20 protein-coding genes are annotated in these 19,868 nt (G+C 72.9%); 5 read left to right on the forward strand and 15 right to left on the reverse strand.

All coding sequences use genetic code 11. From position 1 onward, the window contains the following. Positions 1-11 precede the first annotated feature (11 nt). Together ACGFMK_RS40635 and ACGFMK_RS40640 are read left to right on the forward strand one after the other, a co-directional pair. Positions 12-569, forward strand: a complete 558-nt coding sequence (locus tag ACGFMK_RS40635) for a sigma-70 family RNA polymerase sigma factor (protein ID WP_392774768.1) — start codon at positions 12-14, stop codon at positions 567-569. 202 nt (positions 570-771) lie between these two features. Then, on the forward strand, positions 772-942 hold the full coding sequence (locus ACGFMK_RS40640) for a hypothetical protein (RefSeq protein ID WP_392774770.1): 171 nt from the start codon (positions 772-774) through the stop codon (positions 940-942). A gap of 9 nt (positions 943-951) precedes the next feature. On the opposite strand, the gene ACGFMK_RS40645 is transcribed toward ACGFMK_RS40640, so the two are convergent. The 12 genes from ACGFMK_RS40645 to dgoD all read right to left on the reverse strand — a co-directional run bounded on the left by ACGFMK_RS40645 (position 952) and on the right by dgoD (position 14,626). Continuing rightward, positions 952-2,529 (reverse strand): hypothetical protein, encoded by a 1,578-nt coding sequence (locus ACGFMK_RS40645; RefSeq protein ID WP_392774771.1) that lies wholly within the window; start codon positions 2,527-2,529, stop codon positions 952-954. Then, entirely contained in the window at positions 2,529-3,140 is a 612-nt protein-coding gene (locus tag ACGFMK_RS40650; RefSeq protein WP_392774773.1) for a bifunctional 4-hydroxy-2-oxoglutarate aldolase/2-dehydro-3-deoxy-phosphogluconate aldolase, read from the reverse strand. The genes ACGFMK_RS40645 and ACGFMK_RS40650 overlap by 1 nt, the downstream gene beginning before the upstream one ends. Beyond that, positions 3,130-3,900, reverse strand: coding sequence for an IclR family transcriptional regulator (locus tag ACGFMK_RS40655; RefSeq protein WP_392774775.1), 771 nt, complete (start codon positions 3,898-3,900; stop codon positions 3,130-3,132). The genes ACGFMK_RS40650 and ACGFMK_RS40655 overlap by 11 nt, the downstream gene beginning before the upstream one ends. Position 3,901: 1 nt before the next feature. Then, positions 3,902-4,834 (reverse strand): sugar kinase, encoded by a 933-nt coding sequence (locus ACGFMK_RS40660; protein ID WP_392774777.1) that lies wholly within the window; start codon positions 4,832-4,834, stop codon positions 3,902-3,904. Beyond that, a complete protein-coding gene (locus tag ACGFMK_RS40665) occupies positions 4,831-5,799 on the reverse strand; it encodes a Gfo/Idh/MocA family protein (RefSeq protein WP_392774778.1) in 969 nt (322 codons plus the stop codon). The genes ACGFMK_RS40660 and ACGFMK_RS40665 overlap by 4 nt, the downstream gene beginning before the upstream one ends. Next, positions 5,796-5,933 (reverse strand): hypothetical protein, encoded by a 138-nt coding sequence (locus ACGFMK_RS40670; RefSeq protein WP_392774780.1) that lies wholly within the window; start codon positions 5,931-5,933, stop codon positions 5,796-5,798. Before ACGFMK_RS40670 ends, ACGFMK_RS40665 begins: the two co-directional genes overlap by 4 nt. 537 nt (positions 5,934-6,470) lie before the next feature. Further along, complete coding sequence (locus ACGFMK_RS40675; protein WP_392774781.1) at positions 6,471-7,352, reverse strand: SMP-30/gluconolactonase/LRE family protein; 882 nt, start codon at positions 7,350-7,352, stop codon at positions 6,471-6,473. Next, complete coding sequence (locus tag ACGFMK_RS40680) at positions 7,352-9,703, reverse strand: RICIN domain-containing protein (protein WP_392774783.1); 2,352 nt, start codon at positions 9,701-9,703, stop codon at positions 7,352-7,354. Before ACGFMK_RS40680 ends, ACGFMK_RS40675 begins: the two co-directional genes overlap by 1 nt. Positions 9,704-9,712: 9 nt before the next feature. Next, positions 9,713-10,717, reverse strand: a complete 1,005-nt coding sequence (locus ACGFMK_RS40685; RefSeq protein ID WP_392774785.1) for an ABC transporter permease — start codon at positions 10,715-10,717, stop codon at positions 9,713-9,715. Further along, complete coding sequence (locus ACGFMK_RS40690) at positions 10,714-12,222, reverse strand: sugar ABC transporter ATP-binding protein (protein ID WP_392774787.1); 1,509 nt, start codon at positions 12,220-12,222, stop codon at positions 10,714-10,716. Before ACGFMK_RS40690 ends, ACGFMK_RS40685 begins: the two co-directional genes overlap by 4 nt. Then, complete coding sequence (locus ACGFMK_RS40695; protein WP_392774789.1) at positions 12,219-13,343, reverse strand: substrate-binding domain-containing protein; 1,125 nt, start codon at positions 13,341-13,343, stop codon at positions 12,219-12,221. Before ACGFMK_RS40695 ends, ACGFMK_RS40690 begins: the two co-directional genes overlap by 4 nt. A gap of 134 nt (positions 13,344-13,477) precedes the next feature. Then, positions 13,478-14,626 carry a galactonate dehydratase gene (gene dgoD / locus ACGFMK_RS40700; protein WP_392774791.1) on the reverse strand — a complete coding sequence of 383 codons (1,149 nt, stop codon included), beginning with the start codon at positions 14,624-14,626 and terminating at the stop codon, positions 13,478-13,480. 38 nt (positions 14,627-14,664) lie between these two features. Between dgoD and ACGFMK_RS40705 the strand changes: the two genes are divergently transcribed. The 3 genes from ACGFMK_RS40705 to ACGFMK_RS40715 are packed head-to-tail and all read left to right on the forward strand — an operon-like array spanning position 14,665 to position 17,209. Then, a complete protein-coding gene (locus ACGFMK_RS40705; RefSeq protein WP_392774793.1) occupies positions 14,665-15,393 on the forward strand; it encodes a FadR/GntR family transcriptional regulator in 729 nt (242 codons plus the stop codon). 1 nt (position 15,394) lies between these two features. Continuing rightward, positions 15,395-16,147: an SDR family oxidoreductase gene (locus ACGFMK_RS40710; protein ID WP_392774795.1), complete on the forward strand. Its 753-nt coding sequence runs from the start codon at positions 15,395-15,397 to the stop codon at positions 16,145-16,147. Continuing rightward, on the forward strand, positions 16,148-17,209 hold the full coding sequence (locus ACGFMK_RS40715) for an alcohol dehydrogenase catalytic domain-containing protein (protein WP_392774797.1): 1,062 nt from the start codon (positions 16,148-16,150) through the stop codon (positions 17,207-17,209). It begins immediately after the preceding gene. Here the strand turns inward: ACGFMK_RS40715 and ACGFMK_RS40720 are convergent. From ACGFMK_RS40720 to ACGFMK_RS40730, 3 genes are all read right to left on the reverse strand, one after another. Next, positions 17,181-17,657, reverse strand: a complete 477-nt coding sequence (locus tag ACGFMK_RS40720) for a TspO/MBR family protein (protein WP_392774799.1) — start codon at positions 17,655-17,657, stop codon at positions 17,181-17,183. The two genes, ACGFMK_RS40715 and ACGFMK_RS40720, sit on opposite strands and share 29 nt — an antisense overlap. After that, entirely contained in the window at positions 17,654-19,012 is a 1,359-nt protein-coding gene (locus tag ACGFMK_RS40725) for a TIGR01777 family oxidoreductase (RefSeq protein WP_392774801.1), read from the reverse strand. The genes ACGFMK_RS40720 and ACGFMK_RS40725 overlap by 4 nt, the downstream gene beginning before the upstream one ends. A 98-nt stretch (positions 19,013-19,110) precedes the next feature. Then, the gene (locus tag ACGFMK_RS40730; protein WP_392774803.1) at positions 19,111-19,638 is read right to left on the reverse strand and encodes a DUF2269 family protein; all 528 of its coding nucleotides are present in this window, start codon (positions 19,636-19,638) and stop codon (positions 19,111-19,113) included. Positions 19,639-19,868: the final 230 nt, after the last annotated feature.

Below are 19,868 nucleotides of genomic sequence, written 5' to 3' on the forward strand. Positions count from 1 at the left end.
GTGTTCGCGGTGTGAGGTCACGTTCCGCCGAAGACGCCGAAATCACGCACTGGGCCCAGCTCGCCGGCCGCGGCGACCGCCCGGCCCTCGACCGGTTCCTGCGGGCCACCCAGCCGCACGTCTGGCGGTTCATCGCCGGTCTGAGCGACACCCAGACCGCCGACGACCTGACCCAGGAGACCTACCTGCGCGCGCTGGGCGGCCTCGGCCGGTTCCGGGCCGATTCGTCGGCCCGGACCTGGCTGTTCACCATCGCCCGGCGGGTCGTGGCCGACCACATCCGCGGCCTGCGGGCCCGTCCGCGCCAGGCGGCGCTGGAGGACTGGCAGGCGGTCGCGGACGGCGCCGCGCCGTCGGCCTTCGAGGACCGGGTCGTGCTCGACCACCTCGTCGCCGCGCTCGAACCGGACCGGCGGGACGCCTTCGTCCTCACCCAGACCCTCGGACTGTCCTATGTGGACGCCGCCGCAGCGTGCGGCTGCCCGGTGGGCACGATCCGCTCCCGGGTCGCCCGCGCCCGCGACGACCTCACCACGGCGATGCGGGACACCACCGTCCGCTGCGCCTAGGCTCGGCGGGTGTCCCCTCTTGTCACCGAGACGCTCGGCTACGACGGCGGCCGGCCGGTCACGGCGTACGTTCGGCCGCGCCACCCGAGGCCGTCGTGTTCGCCGGGGACGGTCAGCTGATCGCCCCTCTGCGGCACGGTCTTCTGCGCGTCACCGAACCGAGCGATGGGACATGGCCGCTCGGCCCGGTACCGTGATCGCCATGGCTGCGTTCGAGGTGGGCGACACCGTCCGGATCACCGGCAAGACGATGACGGGCAACGTCGGCACGGTCGTCCACTTCGACGACAAGCGCGACAAGTACCTGGTGCGCGTCGACGCGGTCACCCAGAACTACTTTCCCGCGGAGGAACTGGAGAGGTTTTCCGCCTGAGCGCTGGACTCACAGCACGTGCACGGACACGTTCCCGAACGACGTCCTTCCCGTCGCCGTCGAACTCTGCAGGCCGACGAAGCTCTCCGGCGGGATCAGAGTCGGGTCCACGACCGACAGCACCTCGCGGCCGCCGTCGTACAGGGTCAGCTTCGAGCCCTGGACCGCGAACCTCAGCGCGTGCGTCTCCTCCGGATTGATGTCCGCCGCCGTGCCGGTGCCCGCCAGCTTCGTGTTGGCGCCGCCGTCCACGACGCCGATCGCGTACTTCTGGCCCCACGAAGCGATTCCCGCGTAGTAGTAGCTGTCGCGGGTGGTGAACCTCGTCATCAGCACCGCGTCGCGGTCGTTCAGCGCGGTGCTGTGCGGCGTCACCTCGGCGGCCAGGTCGTAGTCCAGCGTGCGGATCGGCACGTTGCCCTGCAACGTCTGGGTCGCCACCGCGTTGCCCAGCGTAGTCACGCGGCCACCGCTCACTTCGAACGACGCGCCGTTCGGGATCTCCGTGCCCTGCGTCATCGTCCACTTCGCCGGGTCGGCGATCTGCAGCCCGGCGCGCCAGACGGCCAGCTCGATCGTCTCGTTCCAGCCGGGACGGTTGTTCTTGGCGTTGAAGAAGACGTGGTCGGCGCCGTTGTGGGTGACGACGAACTGGCGGTACACCATCGCGTCCTCGGGACCGCCGGCCACCCCGAGGTCCAGCTCCAGGTTCGCCCGTGACAGCTCCCAGTGGATCCCGTCGCGCGAGAGCAGCCTCCCGCCGCGGGACGGGTAGTCGGCCTGCCAGCCGACGACCCGCATCTCGTAGCCGCCGTCGGGGGTGCGGCGGAGGTTCGGGCCGCCGATGCCGAGGGACGCCCAGCCGCCGTCGCGCATCGGGCGCAGGATCGGGTTGCCCGCGTACTTCGTCCACGGCCCGGCCGGGTTCTTCGCGGTGGCGTAGCAGATGTACTCCGGCTCCCCGCCCGCCGACGCGATCTTCCCGGCGGTGTACCAGATCTTCCACGTACGCTCGGCCGCATCGTAGTAGAGCGCCGAGTTGTAGATGTAGTCGTCTTCCCACGGCATCGTCGATTCGAGGATGACGCCGTGCTTGGTCCACGGCCCGGCCGGCGCGCTCGCGGTCGCGTAGTGGACGCGGCCCTTGCCCGCGGCGTCGATGCCGAAGTAGGTCATGTGCCAGGTGCCGTCGAGGTGGACCACGCTCGGCTGGTTGAGGTTGTTGTGGTCGGTGTCGAGGCTGCGGCTGAGCACCGGGTCCGGCGTCTTGGTCCAGGTGACGCCGTCCTCGCTGGTGGCGTACCCGACGTAGTACAGCGAGCCGTACCACATCTTGAACCGCGGGCCGCCGCCCTGGTCGTAGACCAGGCACGGGTCCTGCAGCAGCGAGGTCTCCCACGACAACGTCCGGGTCAGCACCGTCCCGCGGCGCTCCCAGCCGCTGATCGGGCCGAACGTGTCGCGCAGGAGCTCGGCTCCGGCCCGGGGGCGGGATGCCGGTGCGGCCGCGGCCACGCCCGGAAGCAGCGGCGCCGCGGCCAGGGCCGCACCGGCGCCGAGGAAGACACGACGAGAGTGCTGGGACATCAGTGTTCTCCGTTCTCGTGAGCCACGATCGAGCGGACGGCCGCCGCGGTGAAGGAACTGCCGAAGGAGACGGCGCGGGCCCCCGCGCCGAGGAACGCCGCCGCGTTGCCGGCGTCGACCCCGCCGGTCGCGACGAACCGCACGCCGGGGAACGGTGCCCGCAGTGCGGTGATCCAGGTGGGTGTCAGCACGCTCGCGGGAAACGCTTTCTGCCACCGGAACCCGGCGGCGAGCGCGGCGCCCACCTCGGTGCCGGTCGCGACGCCGGGCAGGTGCGGCAGGCCGTACCCGACACTCGCCTGAGCCACGCGCGCGTCGAAGCCCGGCGCGACGGTGAACCCGGCGCCCAGCCGCCACACGGCGTCGAGCGCGTCGAGCGTGGTGACCGTTCCCGCGCCGACGCACGCGCCCGGCTCGTCGCGCGCCCACTCGACGGCGGCCGCCAGCGACGGCGCGGATTCCTCGCCGTGCCACGGGACTTCGATCAGCTCGACGCCCAGCCCGCGGGCGTCGCGGCAGAGCCGCACGGTGGTGGCGGGATCGTGGCCGCGCAGGATCACCATGACCGGCACCGCGGTGAAGTGGCGGGCGAAGAAGTCGTCAGCCGGCATGGCGGCGCACCCCCGAAGTGCCGTCCCAGCCGAGGTTCTGCGAGATCTCCGAAGCCAGCTCCCACAGCAGCGGCAGGTGCCGTCGGAGGCGCTCGAGCGGCTCGATCGCGCACAACGCCGTGATCGACACCCCGGCGTGGACGGCACCGGTGTGGTCGCGCACCGGCACCGCGATGCAGGCCAGGAAGCTTTCGTATTCGCCGTCGTCGACGGCGTAGCCCTGTTTGCGCACCCGGGCCAGCTCGGCCGCGAAGTCGCCGGGGCCGGTGATCGTCGAGGCGGTGAACTTCTCGAAGGCCGTGGTCGCCAGGATCGCGTCACGCCGGTCCGGTGCCAAGCCGGCCAGGATGGCCTTTGCGACGCCGGCGGTGTGCACCGGGACCGGCGCGCCGATCCGCGAGGCCATCCGGACGGCGCCGTGGCCTTCGACCTTGTCGACGTAGACGATGTCGGTGCCGGTGAGCTCGGCCAGGTGGATCGTGTGGCCGACCTCGCGGGCGAGCCGCTCCAGCCGGGGGCGGGCGGCGGTGCGCAGGTCCATCGCGTCGAGGCACTCCAGCGCCATCCCGATCAGGCCGAACCCGATGGCCCAGGTGAGGTCGTCGAGCCGGCGCACCAGCCGGTGCCGTTCCATCGTCTGCAGCAACCGCAGCACGGTGGAGCGGTGCACGTCGAGTTCCTGCGCGAGCTCGGCGAGCCGGCGCGGCCCGCGGGCGCAGGCGTCGAGGATGACGGCGGCCCGGTCGACGGACTGGGACATCTCAGCTCCCTGGGGTCGGCGCGACGGCGGCCCGGACAAGGTCGGCGGGCGGGCGCGGGAGGGGGAAGTGGTCGGACAGCGACGTCAGCGCGGCCCGGGCCAGCAGGTGCCCGAGCCGCAGCCGGGCCGGGTGCGGCAGGCCGGTCAGCATGCCGTGCAGCCAGCCGGCGGCGAAGGCGTCGCCCGCGCCGACCGGCTCGACGACGTCGACGGGCAGGGCGGGCTCGACGGCCACGCCGTCCGGGCCGAAGCTCGTCGCGTCGGTCCCGCCGTTCTTGACCACGACGACGGCCGGTTCGGGCAGCAGCTCGCGCACCTGCTCGGGCGTGGTGGTGCCCCACAGCGCCGCCGCTTCGTCGAGCCCGGTGAACACGACGTCCGCGCGGCGCGCCAGTCCACTGAGGACAGTCGCGGCCTCGGCGAGGTCCGGCCACAGCGCGGGACGGTGGTTGACGTCGAAGCTGGTGGTGACGTCGCGGTCGAGGGCGTACCCGACCGCGTCGCGGCACGAGGCCGACAGCGCGGGCGTGACCCCGGACAGGTGCAGGTGCCGCGGTCGCGCGGCCAGCGCCCGGTCGACGTCGGCGCGGCCGAGCCGGGAGGCCGCCGAGCCGTCGCGGTAGTACGTCACCGTGGAGCCGCGCGGGTGCGGGTCCTTGACGAAGAAGCCGGTGCGTCCGGGGCCGCGCCGGGTCAGCGAGACGTCGACGCCGGCCGCGGCGACGTCGTCGAGCAGCCGGGCGCCCAGGGCGTCGTCGCCGACCAGGCTCACCCAGGACGCGGTGCTGCCGAGCTGGACGAGCGCCCGGGCCACGTTGGACTCGGCGCCCGCGGTGGTGAGGGCGAACCGCGTCGCGTGGCGCACCGGTGCCCCGTCGGCGGGCAGCAGCTGGGCCATGCTCTCGCCGAGGCACACGACGTCCGGGCGCGTCACGGGACCTCCACGAAACCGCCGCCACGCTCCAGGGACTCCGCGGCGGCGAGCACCACGGCGAGGTCGGCGAGGCCTTCCCGGCCGGGCACCACGGGCTCGGCGCCGGTGCGGATCGCGGCGAGCCAGTCCTCGACCATCAGGCGGTGGCTGTCGTAGTAGTTCTCCTTGCCCGTGCGCTCGCTCCCGGCCGGGGTCCAGACGTGGCAGCCGCCCTCGTCGGCCTCGTAGTCGACGACGACGTCGAGCCGGCCGCCGGTGCCGAGCACCGTGGCTTCGGCCTGGGCGGCCGGTCCCGGCGCGGACCAGGTGAGCACGGACTGGGCGGTGACGCCGCTCGCCATCCGCAGCGTGAGGGCGACGGTGTCGGTGTCACCGGCGGCGGCGACCGCCGCGACCGGCCCGCCGAGGCGCCGCAGCAGGCTCACCTGGTGGGTGCCCTGGTCGAGCAGGATGCCGCCGGACGGGCCGCCGCCGTGGCGCCAGCCGTCGCGCACCCACACCCCGCCGACCTGGTACGCGCGGGTGGAGCGCAGCGCGACGACTGCGCCGATCCGGCCCGCGGCCAAGGCGGTCCGGGCGTCGAGCACCGCCCGCAGGTGCGGGTAGTTCTCGGCGACGGCCAAGACGAGCCCGGCTGTTGCGGCCGCCTCAACCATGGCGCGAGCGTCGGAAAGCGTTGTGGCGAAAGGCTTTTCGACGAGGACGTGACACCCGGACTCGAGTGCCTCCAGGACCACGTCCGCGTGCAGGTGGTGGGGCACGCGGACGTCGACGGCGTCGATCCCGGCTTCCCGCCGTGCGTCGGCCAGCGAGGTGAACGGCCGCGCGCCGGTCAGCTCGGCGACGGCGGCAGCGCGCGCCGGGTCGGGGTCGATCGCGGCGGCGAGCCCGCCGAGGGCCGGGTAAACGGTGCGGGCGACGATCTCGCCCATCGCCCCGCAGCCGGCCAGAGCCACCTGGGTCACGGGCGTTCCCCTTCCGGCCGGTACCGGCCCGCGGGCCGACCGGTGACGTCGGTGTCGACGGTGAAGCGCTTCCCCGCGTACGGCTCCGCGGCGGACTGCTCGGGCGTGAAACCTTCCTCAGGCACCTGACTCACGCGACGATCCCTTCCCCTGGCCGATACCGATCCACCGACAACCCGGCAACCCCGGACTCCACGCCGAAGAGCTTCCCCGCGTGCGACTCCGCAGCGGACCGCCCAGACACGAAACCTTCCCCAGACACCAGACTCACGACACGATCCCTCCCCCGGACCGACACCGATCCGCCCGCAACCCGGCAACCCCGGACCCCACAGCGAAAAGCCTCCCCGCGTGCGGCTCCGCGGCGGACTGCTCGGGCGTGAAACCTTCCTCAGGCACCTGACTCACGACACGGTCCCTTCCCACGGACCGACACCGATCCGCCCGCAACCCAGCAACCCCGGACTCCACAGCGAAAGCTTCCCCGCGTTCGGCTCCGCAGCGGACCGCCCAGACACGAAGCCTTCCCCAGACACCAGACTCACGCGACGATCCCTCCCCCCGGACCGACACCGATCCACCGACAACCCCGGACTCCACGCCGAAGAGCCTCCCCGCGTGCGACTCCGCAGCGGACCGCCCAGACACGAAACCTTCCCCAGACACCTGACTCACGACACGATCCCTCCCCCGGGCCGATACCGGTCCGCCCGCAACCCGGCAACCCCGGTCTCCACGGCAAAGAGCTTCCCCGCGTGCGGCTCCGCAGCGGACTGCTCCGGCGTGAAACCTTCCTGGGACGTCGTGACGAACAACGTGGTCAGGTCCGGGCCGCCGAAACAGCAGCTGCTCACCTGGGTCGCTGGGACGTCGACGCGGGCCAGCAGCTCGCCGCGCGGGCTGAAGCGGACGACGGCCGAGCCGTTCCACAGCGCCACCCACAGCGCGCCCTCGGCGTCGATGGTCATGCCGTCCGGTGCGCCCAGCGCCGGGTCGATGGCGAACGCCGGTGCACGCCGGCCGTCGGCGTGCACCAGGTCGACGCGCTGCGTGGGCGTGTCGATGTAGTAGAACTCGTCCGGGTTCCGCCAGGCGAGGCCGTTCGAGATCGTCACGTCCGCGAGAACCCGGACGGCCGACGTGCCGTCCAGGCGGTACAGCGAAGCCGCGCCCGGCGCGCGGTCGCGGGCCATGCTGCCCGCCCAGAACCGGCCGCGCGGGTCGGCCGCGCCGTCGTTCATCCGGGCGTGGCGGCCGCGTTCGGGCTCGGCGAGTTTCCGCAGCGAGCCGTCGGTGCCCAGCCGGGCGAAGCCGAACTCGCTCGCCACGACCCAGCCGTCGGCCGGGTCGGCGCACGGCACCACCGCGCCGACCGCCTCGCCGAGCGCGTACGTCTCCACCACGGAAAGCCGGGGAGCGTCCCACGTCGCGCGGCGGACGAGCCCCGCGTCGAGGTCCACCCACAGCAGCTCGCCTCGGACGTCGTCCCAGAGCGGGCCCTCCGCGTGGCCGGCGCGCTCGTCCAGCGCGACCTCGGCCTGGTAGGTGCGCATCAGCCGATCCGGAACGACGTGTACGAGTGGGCGGGGAACGTGCGCGTCAGCGAGCCGGTCGACAAATCCACAGTGGACTCCTCCGGGACGACGTTCTGCGGGTTTCCGGCGGTGTTCACGCCGTTCGGCCGTCCTTCCAGGACACTCACCGCCGCCTTGCCCCGGGTCCCGTCGAGCCGAAGGGTGTAGGTCAGCGGGGCGTCGGAGGCGTTGACGACGTCGACCGACAGCTTGGTGCCGCTCGTCAGCGCGGTGACGTCGAACAGCTCGTCGCCGCCGGTGACGTCGGTGCGCAGCACGCCGGGCTGCCACGACGCCGCCTTCATCCGGTGGACGTAGTACGGCGGCTGGCCCCACACCTGACTTTGGTTGAAGAACACCAGGCCCTGGTCCCAGCCGTTGTCGTTCTGGCCGTCCACCTGCAGCGCGTTGGCCGAGGAGACGACGTCGACCTTCGGACGGCGTTGCAGGGCGTTGATCGCGTAGGCGTTGCCGATCGCGCGGGCGAGGTCGTGGCTGTCGGCGTTCAGCTCGAAGACGACCACCTTGTAGTCGGCACCCGGGCTGATCCGGCCCAGCTGGTCGGCGTAGCTGTCGAGGGCGCGGATCTGGGCCGGCACGCCGGCGGCGTCCTGGGTCCACAGGTGGATGTCGAACTGGACCTGGGCACCGTACTCTGTGGACAGATCGAGGATCTTCTGGTGCGCGGCGAGGGTGTTCACCTTGCCGCCGCCGGTGAAGTGGAACGGGTCGGTGATCACGTCGCGGTAGGTGAAATCGCCGACGACCAGCTTGATCGACGGGTCGTAGGACCAGATGACGTCGGCCAGGGCCTTGAACTTCGTCCAGTACGTCTCGTCCACGGCGTTCTCGTTGCCGAGTTCGAGCCGGTGCGCGGTGTACGGCGCGGGGTGGCCGTCGGCGACGCGTTTCGCGCCCCAGGTCGAAGAGGCGGGTCCGTAGAGGTACTGCATCAGGTCGGCGATGTCCTGCGGGGTCTCGTCGATGTTCAGCGACGGGACGGCGTCGATGCCCATCGCCTCGCCGAGGCGCAGGAAGTCGAAGATGCCCCAGCCATTGGACTCGTACGGGTACCAGAAGCCCCGGGTGACCGGCCGCGTGACCGGGTCGCCGATCATCGTCTTCCACTTGTAGTCCGAGACGTCGCCGCAACCGCTGTTGGCGCAGCCGCCGAAGCGGATCGCGCGCAGTCCCTGCCGTACCATCGCGTCGGCGACGTCCTTGCGGACGGGCATCCCCTGGAACCGGCCCCACGCGCCGGGCTGCAGGAACGCGTACCCGACGTCGGCGCTGCCGGGCGCGGTGAGGTCGACGGCGAAGCGCGCGTGCGCGTCGGTCGCCGACGGAGTGAAGGAGAAGGAGTAGGTGCGCCAGCCGCTGCCCTGCGGCCGCACCGACGTCCGGGCGTAGGTCCGGCTGCCGTCCGCGTTCTGCAGGGTGAGGCTCACCGGCTGCGTGGTCCGCAGGGTGATCTGGCCTTCGTACGGCTTGCCGCCCACGACCCCGATGCCCTGCCGGTTGAGGCCGCGGTTCTCGACCCCGACGCTGCCACGTCCGGAGACGAACGTGATCCGCTGGTCCTGGTGGCCCTTGAACGGCGTGGTCGTGTCGAGCGCGTACGTGCCCTGCGCTCCCCCGGACGCGATCGGCCGCCACATCCCGCTCACCCCGGCGTCGTGCTCGGGCTCCTGGAACGCCTCACCGAACAGCAGCTGGCTGTAGATGCCGCCGTAGATCTCGTGGTTGACGTCTTCCAGGCCGGTCGCGACGTCGGTTCGCGGTGCCTGGCTCACGACGTCGGTGTGCACGGTCACCGAGCGCTGGACCGTGGCCGGGACGAGCTTCCACGTCTGCCCGGCGCGGCCGCCGACCTGGCTCCACAGCTGGGTTTCGGTGCCGGCCGCCGTCTGTCCGTCCTTCGTGGACAGCAGCCGGTTTCCGGTGCCCTGGTTGGCGATGGTGACCGCGCCGCCGCCCGCGTCGGCGACCCGCCAGTGCTGGTCGGGATAACTGCCGAGGTAGTCCCACAGGTGCACGACGGCTCCATTGTCGGCGTGACCGTCCACTGTCGACAAAGCCTTTCCGTTGCCGTCGTTGACGATCTCGGAATAGCCGTCACCGAGGTCGACCAGCCGCCAGAGCTGGTTGCGGTTCCCGGCGTAGGGATCGACGGTGACGACCGGGTCGGTCCCGGTGCGCGTCAGGCCCAGTGCGTTCCCGCTCTGCACCTCGACGATGGTGAACGTGGCGTCCGCGGCTTCGGCGCGGACGGCGGTGGGGACGGTCGCGGCCAAGGCCAGGGCCAGCGCGGCGACGAGGGGGCGTTTCATGGTGGCTCCTCAGCTCTGGTTCCGCTCGGACCGGCGGGCACGCAACCGGTCGGTGACCACGGCGACGGCGAGCACCGCGCCGAGCACGATCTGCTGGTAGTACGGCGAAACGTGCAGGATGACCAGGCCGCTGTTGATGCAGACGAGCAGCACCGCGCCGAACGCGACGCCGATCACCCGGCCCACTCCCCCGCTCAGGCTGATCCCGCCGATGACCGCGGCCGCGATCGCGTTGAGCTCCCAGCCCGTGGCGACGCTCGGCTGGCCGACGGTGAGCCGCGCGGTCACCAGGACGCCGACCGCCGAGGCGAGCACGCTGCTGACGACGTAGGCGAGCACGACCCGCCGCCGCGTCCGGATCCCGGCCAGGCGGGACGCTTCGGCGTTGCCGCCGACCGCGTAGAGCTGCCGGCCGACGTGGGTGCGTTCGAGGAAGAACCACGCGAGCACGCACGCACCGGCGAACAGCAGCGCCGGCACCGGGATCGCGGCGATCCGGTACTGCGCGATGCTGGTGAAGGTCGCGCCGACGCCGTCGATCGGGAAGCCCTGGGTGAGCGCGAGCGCCGCGCCGCGGGCCGCGACGAGCGTGACCAGCGTAGTCACGAACGGTGGTACGCCGAGGATGGTCACCGAAAAGCCGTGCACCAGCCCGATCGCCGCGCCGGTCACCAGGGTGACCGCGATGGCGACGACGTCGGGCAGTCCGGCGTGGACGTTCAGCCACGCCGACCACACTCCCGAGAGCGCGACCACCGAGCCGACCGACAGGTCGATGCCGCCGGTGATGATGACGAAGCTGACGCCGAGCGCGAGCAGGCCGTACTGAGCGAGGTCGACGCCCATGGTCTGCAGGTTCGACAGGCCGGCGAAGTTGGCGTTGCCGAGCGCGAACACGGCGAACACCACCACGACGGCGCCGACGACGCCGACCTCCTTGCCGCGCAGGAACAAGGGGCCGCCCCGCTCGGGCACGGTGTCCGGCGGGGCCGGTTCGGTCTGGGTGGCGGTCACGGGGCCGCTCCTTCCGGGACGTCGTTGGCGGCGGTCATCAGGGCCTGCTTGCTGTAGGCCGGACGCGGGACGGTCGCGGCGAGCCGGCCGCCGGCGAGCACGACGGTCCGGTGCGTCAGCCGCATCAGCTCCTCCAGCTCGGAGGAGGCGATGACGACGGCCATGCCCTGCGCGGCGAAGGACTCGACGAGGTGGTAGATCTCGGCCTTCGCGCCGACGTCGACCCCGCGGGTGGGCTCGTCGAGCAGCAGCAGCCGCGGGCGGGTGGCGAACCAGCGGCCGAAGATCGCGCGCTGCTGGTTGCCGCCCGAGAGCGTGCCGATCGGCTGCTCCTGGGTGGCGCAGCGGACCCGCACCGAGCGCCGCACCTCGTCGGTGAACGCCTTTTCCGCGCGCGGGCCGAGGTAGAAGCCGTGCTTCGCCAGCCGCGGCAGCGAAGCGAGGGAGATGTTCCAGCGGACCGGGGCGTCGAGCAGGAGTCCTTGGTGCTTGCGGTCTTCGGGGACCAGGCCGACGCCCGCGCGGACGGCGTCGGCGGGGTGCTTCGGCGCGTACGGGCGGCCGTCGAGGCGCATCGAACCCGCGGTGACCGGTGTCGCGCCCATCAACGCGTGCACGAGGCGGCTGCGCCCGGAACCCATCAGCCCGGCGACGCCGAGGATCTCGCCGCGGCGCACCTCGAAGTCGACGGGCCCGATGCCGGCGGCTTCCAGCGCCCGCACGGTCAGCACCGGCTCGTCGCCCGGCGGCGGCGGGTCGCCTTCGACCAGCACCTCGGCCTCGTCGCCGGCCATCGCGCGGATCATCGCCTCGTGCGTGGCCTGCTCCGGGGTCAGGTCCGCGACCAGGCGCCCGTTGCGCAGCACGAGGACGCGGTCGGCGATCTCGCGCACCTCGTCGAGCCGGTGGCCGATGAAGAGCACGACCTTGCCCTGCGCGGCCAGGTCCCGCGCGCACTGCAGCACGCGGCGCGCCTCGACCGGGCCGAGCGCCGAGGTCGGCTCGTCGAGCACCAGCACCGACGGGTCCCGGCCCAGCGCCTTCGCGATCTCCACGAGCTGGCGTTGCGCGACCGACAGCCGCACGACCGGACGCCGTACCGGGATGTCGGCGTTGATGCGGGCGAGCATCGCGCGGGCGGCACGTTCGGTCCCGCGGCGGTCGAACACGACGCGCCCGGTGCCGGCGCGCCGGCCCAGCATGAGGTTCTCCGCCGCGGACAGCTCGGGCACGAGCGGGAACTCCTGCGACACGGTGGCCACGCCGAGGTCCTGGGCGTGCGCCGGGTCGCCGTTGCGCAACGGCGTGCCGCCGATGGTGACCCGGCCTTCGTCGGCGGCGGTGGCGCCGGTCAGCACGCGGATCAGCGTCGACTTGCCGGCGCCGTTCTCGCCGAGCACGGCGACGACCTCGCCGCCGCGCAAGGCCAGCCGGTCGACGTTGAGCACCTCGACGGTGCCGTACCGCTTGCGCAGCCCGGCCGCCTCGACGTGGGCGGCGGTCACTGGGTGACGCCCAGCTTCTTGAGGTCGTCCAGGTAGGTCTGCAGGTTGTCGCCGGTGACCAGGCCGATGCCCGAGCTGAGCGTGCTGACGCCGTCCTTCTCGGCCAGGTACGGCCGCAGCAGCTGGTCCGTCGCGTCCTTGCCGAGCACCTTCAGCGCGGTCAGCAGGTACACCCCGAGGTAGCCCTGCTGGTAGGGCCGCTGCAGCACCATCGCCTGGACGACGCCGTCGCGCACGAACTCCACGGTCTTCGGCTCGGCGTCGTCGGCGACGACCTTCACCGCGCCGGCCTTGCCCGCCGCCTTGACCGCCTGCCCGGCCGCGGGGCCGTCGTAGGACCACACGGTGTAGATACCGGCGAGGTCCGGATTCGCCTGCAGCACGGTTTGCGCGTTCGACAGCGCTTTCGACGGGTCGGAATCGTCGTTGAGCGTGTCGACGACCTGGATGCCGCTTCCTTCGATCGCTTTCTTGAATCCGGCGATGCGCTGGGTAGCGTTCGCGGCGGTCAGCGAACCGGTGAGGATGGCGACCTTTCCGGAACCGCCGAGCAGCGTTTTCATCGATTCGCCGGCTTTTTGCCCGGCGTCGGTGTTCGGGGTGCCGAGGTAGGTGACCGGATCCGGCGTTCCGGAAAGCGGCGAATCGATCGCGACCACGCCGATTCCGGCCTTCTGGGCGGCGCCGACCGACCCGACGACGGCCTTGGGGTCGACGGCCGAGACGGTGTAGCCGTCGACCTTGTCCGAGCGCAAGGTGTCCAGGATGGACAGCTGCGCACTCAGGTCGCCACCCGCCGGAGCCTGGAAGTTCGCTTGCACACCAAGCTCTTTGGCCGCGTTCTCCATGCCGGTGCGGCCTTCGGTCCAGTACGCCGACGGGCTGTTGATCACCATGGCGACGCGCACGCCGCCGGCGCCCTTGGCCTGGACGGCCTGCTTGATCTTCCCGGCGAGCTCGGCCAGCTTCGCGTCGTTGAACTCGGTCGTGCCGGTCAGTTTCGCGGCGGCCTGGCCGGACTGCTGTTTCGCGTCGTCGGCCGCCGACGTGCAGCCGGAAAGGGTGAGCGCCGTCGCGGCGGCGAGGGCGGTCGTGGTGATGAGGACGCGGCTGACGGTCATGGCGAACTCCTTTGTTGCGCGATTTGCACACCCGTGTGCGCAGTGAGCACGTCTAGCGCGGAAGACTGCGCCGGACCCCCTTTCCTGTCAAGATTTCCGGGGCGGATCAGGGTCGTTGTTGCGCCCTCTGCACATCACCATTCCGCGAACGAGCCGTCCGGGTGCGTCCACACCGGCGTGCGCCAGCGCATCCCGTGCTCGTGGGCCTTCCGGACGGCGTCCTCGTCGATCTCCACGCCGAGGCCGGGGCCGGGCGGGCGTTCGACGTACCCGCCGGTGAAGGTGAAGACCTCCCGGTCGACGACGTAGTCGAGCAGCTCGGCGGTGCGGTTGTAGTGGATGCCCAGGGACTGTTCCTGGATCAGGAAGTTGGGGGTGGCGAAGTCGACCTGCAGGCACGCGGCCAGTGCCAGCGGGCCGAGCGGGCAGTGCGGCGCGAGGACCGCGCCGAACGTCTCGGCGAGGGCGGCGATCCGGCGCACCTCGGAGATCCCGCCGGCGTGGGCGAGGTCGGGCTGCACCACCCGGACACCGGCCTCCAGCACGGGGAGGAAGTCGCCGCGGGAGAAGAGCCGTTCGCCGGTGGCGATCGGGCGGCTGGTGCACTCGACGAGCCGACGCAGGTTCGTGTGGTTGTGTTCCGGGACCACGGGTTCCTCGATGAACAACGGGTCGAACGGTTCCAGCGCCTCGATCAGGCGCGGCGCGGCGGCCGCGCTCACCCGCCCGTGGAAGTCGACGGCGAAGTCGCGGTCCGGGCCGAGCGCCTCCCGCACCTGCCGCGCCCGGTCGACCGCTTCCGCGACGTCGCGCGCGCTCGGGATCGGCGGGAACCGCGCGGTGGCGTTCATCTTCACCGCCGTCATCCCGGCCTCGCGCTGCGCGGTGGCCGCGGCGGCGACGTCGGTCGGCGAGTCGCCGCCGATCCAGCCGTACACCCGGACGCGCTCGCGCACGGGACCGCCGAGCAGCTCGTACACCGGCACGCCCAGCCGCCGGCCGGCGATGTCCCACAGCGCCTGGTCGAGCGCCGCGACCGCCGACGAGCGTTCCGGGCCGCCGCGGTAGAACCCGCCCCTGGTGAGCCGTTGCCAGAGGTCTTCGATGCGGCGGGGGTCCTCGCCGACGACCTGCTCGGCCAGGGCCGCGACCGCCGCCGCGGTGACGTCGGCCGATCCTTCGAGCCCGCCCTCGCCCCAGCCGTGGATCCCGGCGTCCGTCGAGACCTTGACGAACATCCACCGCGGCGCGACGAGGAAAGTCTCGACGTCGGTCACCCGCATACCCGCTCCTTCGCTAGAGTATGATTTATCATACTCAAATGGGAGGCAAAGTGAACCCGCTGAGCGGCCCGGGCGGCCTGCACGCACGGGTGGTCGACGCGATCGGCAGCCGCATCGCCACGGGCGAGCTCGCCCCCGGCTCGGTGCTGTCCACGGAACGGATCGAGCAGGACCACGGGGTGTCGCGCTCGGTGGTGCGGGAGGTCCTGCGCACGCTCACCGGGCTCGGGATGGTCCAGCCGCGCCACCGCGTCGGCACCACCGTGCTGCCCGTCGCGGCGTGGAACCTGCTCGACCCGCGCGTGATCACCTGGCGCGCGGCCGGGCCCGACTCCCGGCGCCAGCTCGGCGAGCTGCTCACCCTGCGCGAGGCCCTCGAACCGATGGCCGCCCGCAGCGCCGCGGCCGGGCGGGACGACGAGACCGCGCGGACCCTGCGTGAAGCGCTGGCCGGGATGACGGCGGCGTTCGAGGACGGCAAACCGCACGACTTCGCCACCGCGGACACCGCGTTCCACGAAGCCCTGCTGCGCGGCGCGCGCAACGACGTGCTCAGCCAGCTCGTGCAGACCGTGCTGGCCACCCTGCGCGCCCGGTACGCCGGCCACCGCTCGTTCAACGACGAGACGGCCGCCTCGCTCGACCGGCACCGCGAGCTCGTCGACGCGGTGGCCGCCGGCGACCAGGCCGCGGCCGAAGCGGCGTCCCGCGCGCTCGTGCGCGAAGCCCGGGCCGAGGTCCTCGGCTCGTCCGACGAGGGGAACTGACGTGACGTCCTTCGACCTGACCGGCCGCCTGGCGCTGGTGACCGGTTCGCGGCGCGGCATCGGCCGGGCCATCGCCGAGGCCTACCTCGCCGCCGGCGCGCGGGTGGTGCTCAACAGTCCCGACGCCGCACAGCTGGAAGCCGCCGCGGCCGAGCTGGGCGACGGTGTGCTCACCTGCGCCTTCGACGTCTCCGACAGCGACGCGGCCGAGGCCGCGCTCGAGCGGCTCGTGGCCGAGCACGGCTGCCCGGACGTCCTGGTGAACAACGCCGGGATCCAGGTCCGCGGCCCGCTCACCGAAATGCCGGTCGAGGACTGGCGCCGGGTCGTGGACGTCGACCTCACGAGCGCGTTCGTCGTCGGCCGGACCCTGGCGCGCGGGATGATCGCGCGCGGCAGCGGCAAGATCGTCAACATCTGCTCGGTGCAGACCCACCTGGTCCGGCCGACGACGGCGCCGTACGCCGCGGCCAAGACCGGGCTCGCCGGGCTGACCCGGTCGATGTGCGCGGAGTGGGCGGGCCACGGGATCCAGGTCAACGGCCTGGCGCCGGGCTACCTCGACACCGAGCTCAACGCGTCCCTGGTGGCGGACCCGGAGTTCTCGGCGTGGATCACCCGGCGCACGCCCGCCGGCCGGTGGGGACGCCCGGAGGACGTCACCGGCCCGGCCGTGTGGCTCGCGTCGGCCGCGTCGGACTTCGTGAACGGCCAAGTGGTTTACGTCGACGGCGGCCTGACGGCGGTGATCTGAGTGACCGTCATCCCGATGGGCCGGGCCGTGACCGTGCTCGGCGCGGGGCGCTTGTCCGTCCAGGACTTCCCGGACCTCTCCCCCGGCGCGGGCGACGCGGTGGTCGACGTCGCGTACGGCGGCGTCTGCGGCTCCGACGTCCACTACTGGCAACGGGGTGAGGTCGGCGAGTCGGTGCTCGCCGACCCGATGGTGCTGGGCCACGAGGTCGTCGGCACGGTCCGCGCGGCGGCCGCCGACGGCTCGGGCCCGCCCGCCGGGACGCCCGTCGCCGTCCACCCGGCGCAGACCTGCGGGCAGTGCGACCGCTGCCGCGAGGGCCGGGACAACCTGTGCCCGCACCTGCGCTACCTGGGCAGCGCGGCCCGCCGCCCGCACACCCACGGCGGCTTCGCCGAACGCCTGCTGGTGCCCGGCCACCGGCTCGTCCCGGTGCCGGCGGGGCTACCGCTGCGCACGGCCGCGCTGGCCGAACCGGCGTCGGTGGCCCGCCACGCGCTGACCCGCATGACCGCGCTGGCCGGCGGCGTGCGCGGCCGCCGCGTCCTGGTGACCGGCGCGGGCCCGATCGGCCTGCTGGTGGTGGCGCTGGCGCACCTCGATGGCGCGGCGGAGGTGACGGTCACCGACCTGCACCCCCAGCCACTGGAGGCGGCCCGGCAGGTCGGAGCGACCGGCACCCTGACCGCCGGCGAACCCCTGCCTCAGGTGGACGTCGCGTTCGAGTCGTCCGGAGCCCCCGCGGCGGTGGCGACAGCACTGGGCGCCCTGCTCCCCGGCGGCACCCTGGTCCAGGTGGGCCAGCTGCCCGGTACCGGCGTCGCCGGACCGTGGCACCTCACGGTCCCCCGCGAGCTGACGTTCTCCGGCTCCAGCCGGTTCGCGGGCGGCATGACGGCGACCCTGGCCACGATCGCGGCGCACCCGGCGTTGTTCGCCCCGATCGTCTCCGCGGAGTACACAGTGGACGCCGCGGAGGAGGCCTTGGCCGTCGCGAGCCGTCCGGAGCGGTCGAGCAAGGTCCTGCTGCGGTTCAGTTCAGCACGACGATCGCGGCGTTGAGCGCCGTCGCGAACAGGGTCCAAGCCAGATAAGGGACCTGCAGCGCGGCGGCCACGCGCGAGCGGCGCCGGAACAGCGCGAGCGCGCCGGCGATCGCGACGTCGAGGAGCACGATCTCGGCCAGCGCGAGCGGGTAGGCGCCGGCGGCGAAGAACAACGGTGTCCACGCCGCGTTGAGCACCAGACCGGCCGCGTACCAGGCGAAGCCCGCGCGGGTCCCGCCCGCACGCCAGTACAGCCAGCCGGACACGGCGATCAGGAGGTACAGCACCGTCCACACCGGACCGAACAGCCAGGACGGCGGCGCCCAGGGCGGCTGCTCGAGCCCGGCGTACACCGCGCGTGAAGACGACGCGGCCAGGCCGCCGACCACGGCGACGACGGCCACCGCGGCCAGGAAGCCGGCCAGCGCGACCGGCGCCGGGGCGGAACGGTGCACGGTGGTCATACCGGTTCTCCCCCGTTCGCGGTGCGGGCGGCCGTTCCGAGCAGGTGCGCCAGCGCGTCGCCGAGCCGCGTGTGCCGGAAGACGTGTCCGGCCGCGAGCAGGCGTTCGGGTTGCACGCGCTGATCGGCGAAAGCCAGCTCACGGGCGCCATCCCGGCCGAGCAGCAGGCGCGGCCCGAAGCGCGGCACCTTCAGCAGGGCCGGGCGCTTGAGGACCCGCGCCAGGACCCGGGTGTACTCGGTGTTGCGCACCGGCTCGGGGCTGACGGCGTTGACCGGCCCGTCGAGGCCGCGATCGGTCAGGGCGCGCAGGTAGATGTCGGTCAGGTCGTCGAGGCCGATCCACGGCGTCCACTGCCGGCCTGCGCCGAGCGGCCCGCCCAGCCCGGCCGCGAACAGCGGGTACTGCAGCCGCAGCAGGCCGCCGCGCGGGCTCAGCGCGAGGCCCGTGCGGACCTGCACCACCCGGATCCCGGCCGCCTCGGCGGGTTGGGTGGCCGCCTCCCACTCGGTGACGATGTCGGCGAGGGCGCCTTCCCCCGGTTTGCTGTCTTCGGTGAGGACGTCGTCGCCGCGGTCGGGGCCGTAGTAGCCGACGGCCGAGGCCGAGACGAACACGCCGGGGCCGTCCGGGGTGCGGGCCGCCAGGGCAGCCAGAGCCCGGGTCGGGCCGATCCGGCTGTCCCGGACGGCCTTCAGGTGCGCCTCGTCGAACCGCCCGGCGACGGAGGTGCCGGCCAGGTGGACGACGGCGTCGACGCCGGCCAGCAGCCCGGCGGCCGGCGCGGCCGGGTCCCACGTCCGCTCGTCGCCGGTGCGCGCGGGCCGGCGCACCAGCCGGATCACCCGGTGGCCGCCGGTGGTCAGCAGCGCCGTCAACGCGGACCCGACCAGCCCGCTCGCGCCGGTGACGGCCACGGTCAGCGGCTCGTGCCAGTACCGGTGCTGGGCGGCGAGATCGGCGGCGAGCTGGCGGTGGCGGTAGGCGAACATGGACCGGAGCAGCGCTTCGGGCACCGGGGTTTCGACGAGGTCGGTGACGACCGTCCGATCGGGACCGTCTGCGGCGAAGCGGTGGGTGTGCCGCCAGGACAGCAGGTTCGACAGCACCGGCGTGTCCAGCCGGTCGACGAACTGGTGCGGCGGCCGGTAGCCGGCCGGGTCGTGGGCCGCGTCCCAGCGAAGGCCGCCGGGCAGGTTCAGCCGCGCCCGGCCGTCGCGCAGGGACGTGGCTTCGGCACCGACCTTGACGGGCTGCCACGGCGGCGTCAGCCGCACGATCGCCCCGGGTAGCCCGTGCCACGCGAACACCTCGTCGAGCGGGGCGGCCACCACCGTGGAGAACTCGAGGGCCACGCGTTCACCTCCGCGACGCAGCTGGGATCCGGACACTGGGAGCGTAGGTCGCGCACCGGGCCGTCGCACGTCAACCGCGATGCAGATGCGATGCAGATTCAGACCTTGGACAGGCGCGGCCGGCGCGCCGCCACCGCCGGCCGTGACCACGGGGTGCGGCCCCAGGGCTTGGCGACCGAAAGCCAGGTCATGGCCAGGAAGGCGACGATGTTGAGCGCCGCGCCGTAGGCGAGCGGGCCCGCCACCGGGCTTTCGGCACCCGCGGCGGCCGCGGCGATGCTCTGCTCGACCCACACCCCGAGCCCGAACGTGCTGTAGCCGATCACGGCGACGGTCAGCACCAGCTTCACCAGCACCCACCAGAACCGGGTCAGACCCCACTTCGTCACCACACCCAGCACGATCCCGCCGACCAGCGTCAGAAACGCCGCCGGGATGACCACGAAGTCGTCGATGCGCTCGATCATCCGGTAGGCGACCTCGCGGACACCGGGCTCGCCGGTGTACCCGGCGGTCATCGCGAGCACGACGTTCGCCGCGCCCGCCCCCAGCCAGCCGACGGACACCGCGACGTGCACGAACACCATCACCTGTCGCAGCCGCTTCCCGGCCGTCCAGCGCCCCATTTCCCCATCATGACCGACGGCGGCCGGGCCCGCAGCGCGATTCAACTTCGATGCACCGTCGGCCGCAGACCTGGTTCTCGTTGCGGCGGTGATGGGGCGGTGTGACGATCCGGGGAGGAGGATCGCCGATGAGTGCACTCACCACGCCGACCAAGGGGTCGAGCGCGATCGAGCGGGCGGTGGGCGACGCCGCGGACAACGCCGATCAGCGGTATCGCCTGGCCAAGGGC

The organism is Amycolatopsis sp. NPDC049252 (genome assembly GCF_043197175.1).
In the GTDB taxonomy this organism is placed as follows: domain Bacteria; phylum Actinomycetota; class Actinomycetes; order Mycobacteriales; family Pseudonocardiaceae; genus Amycolatopsis.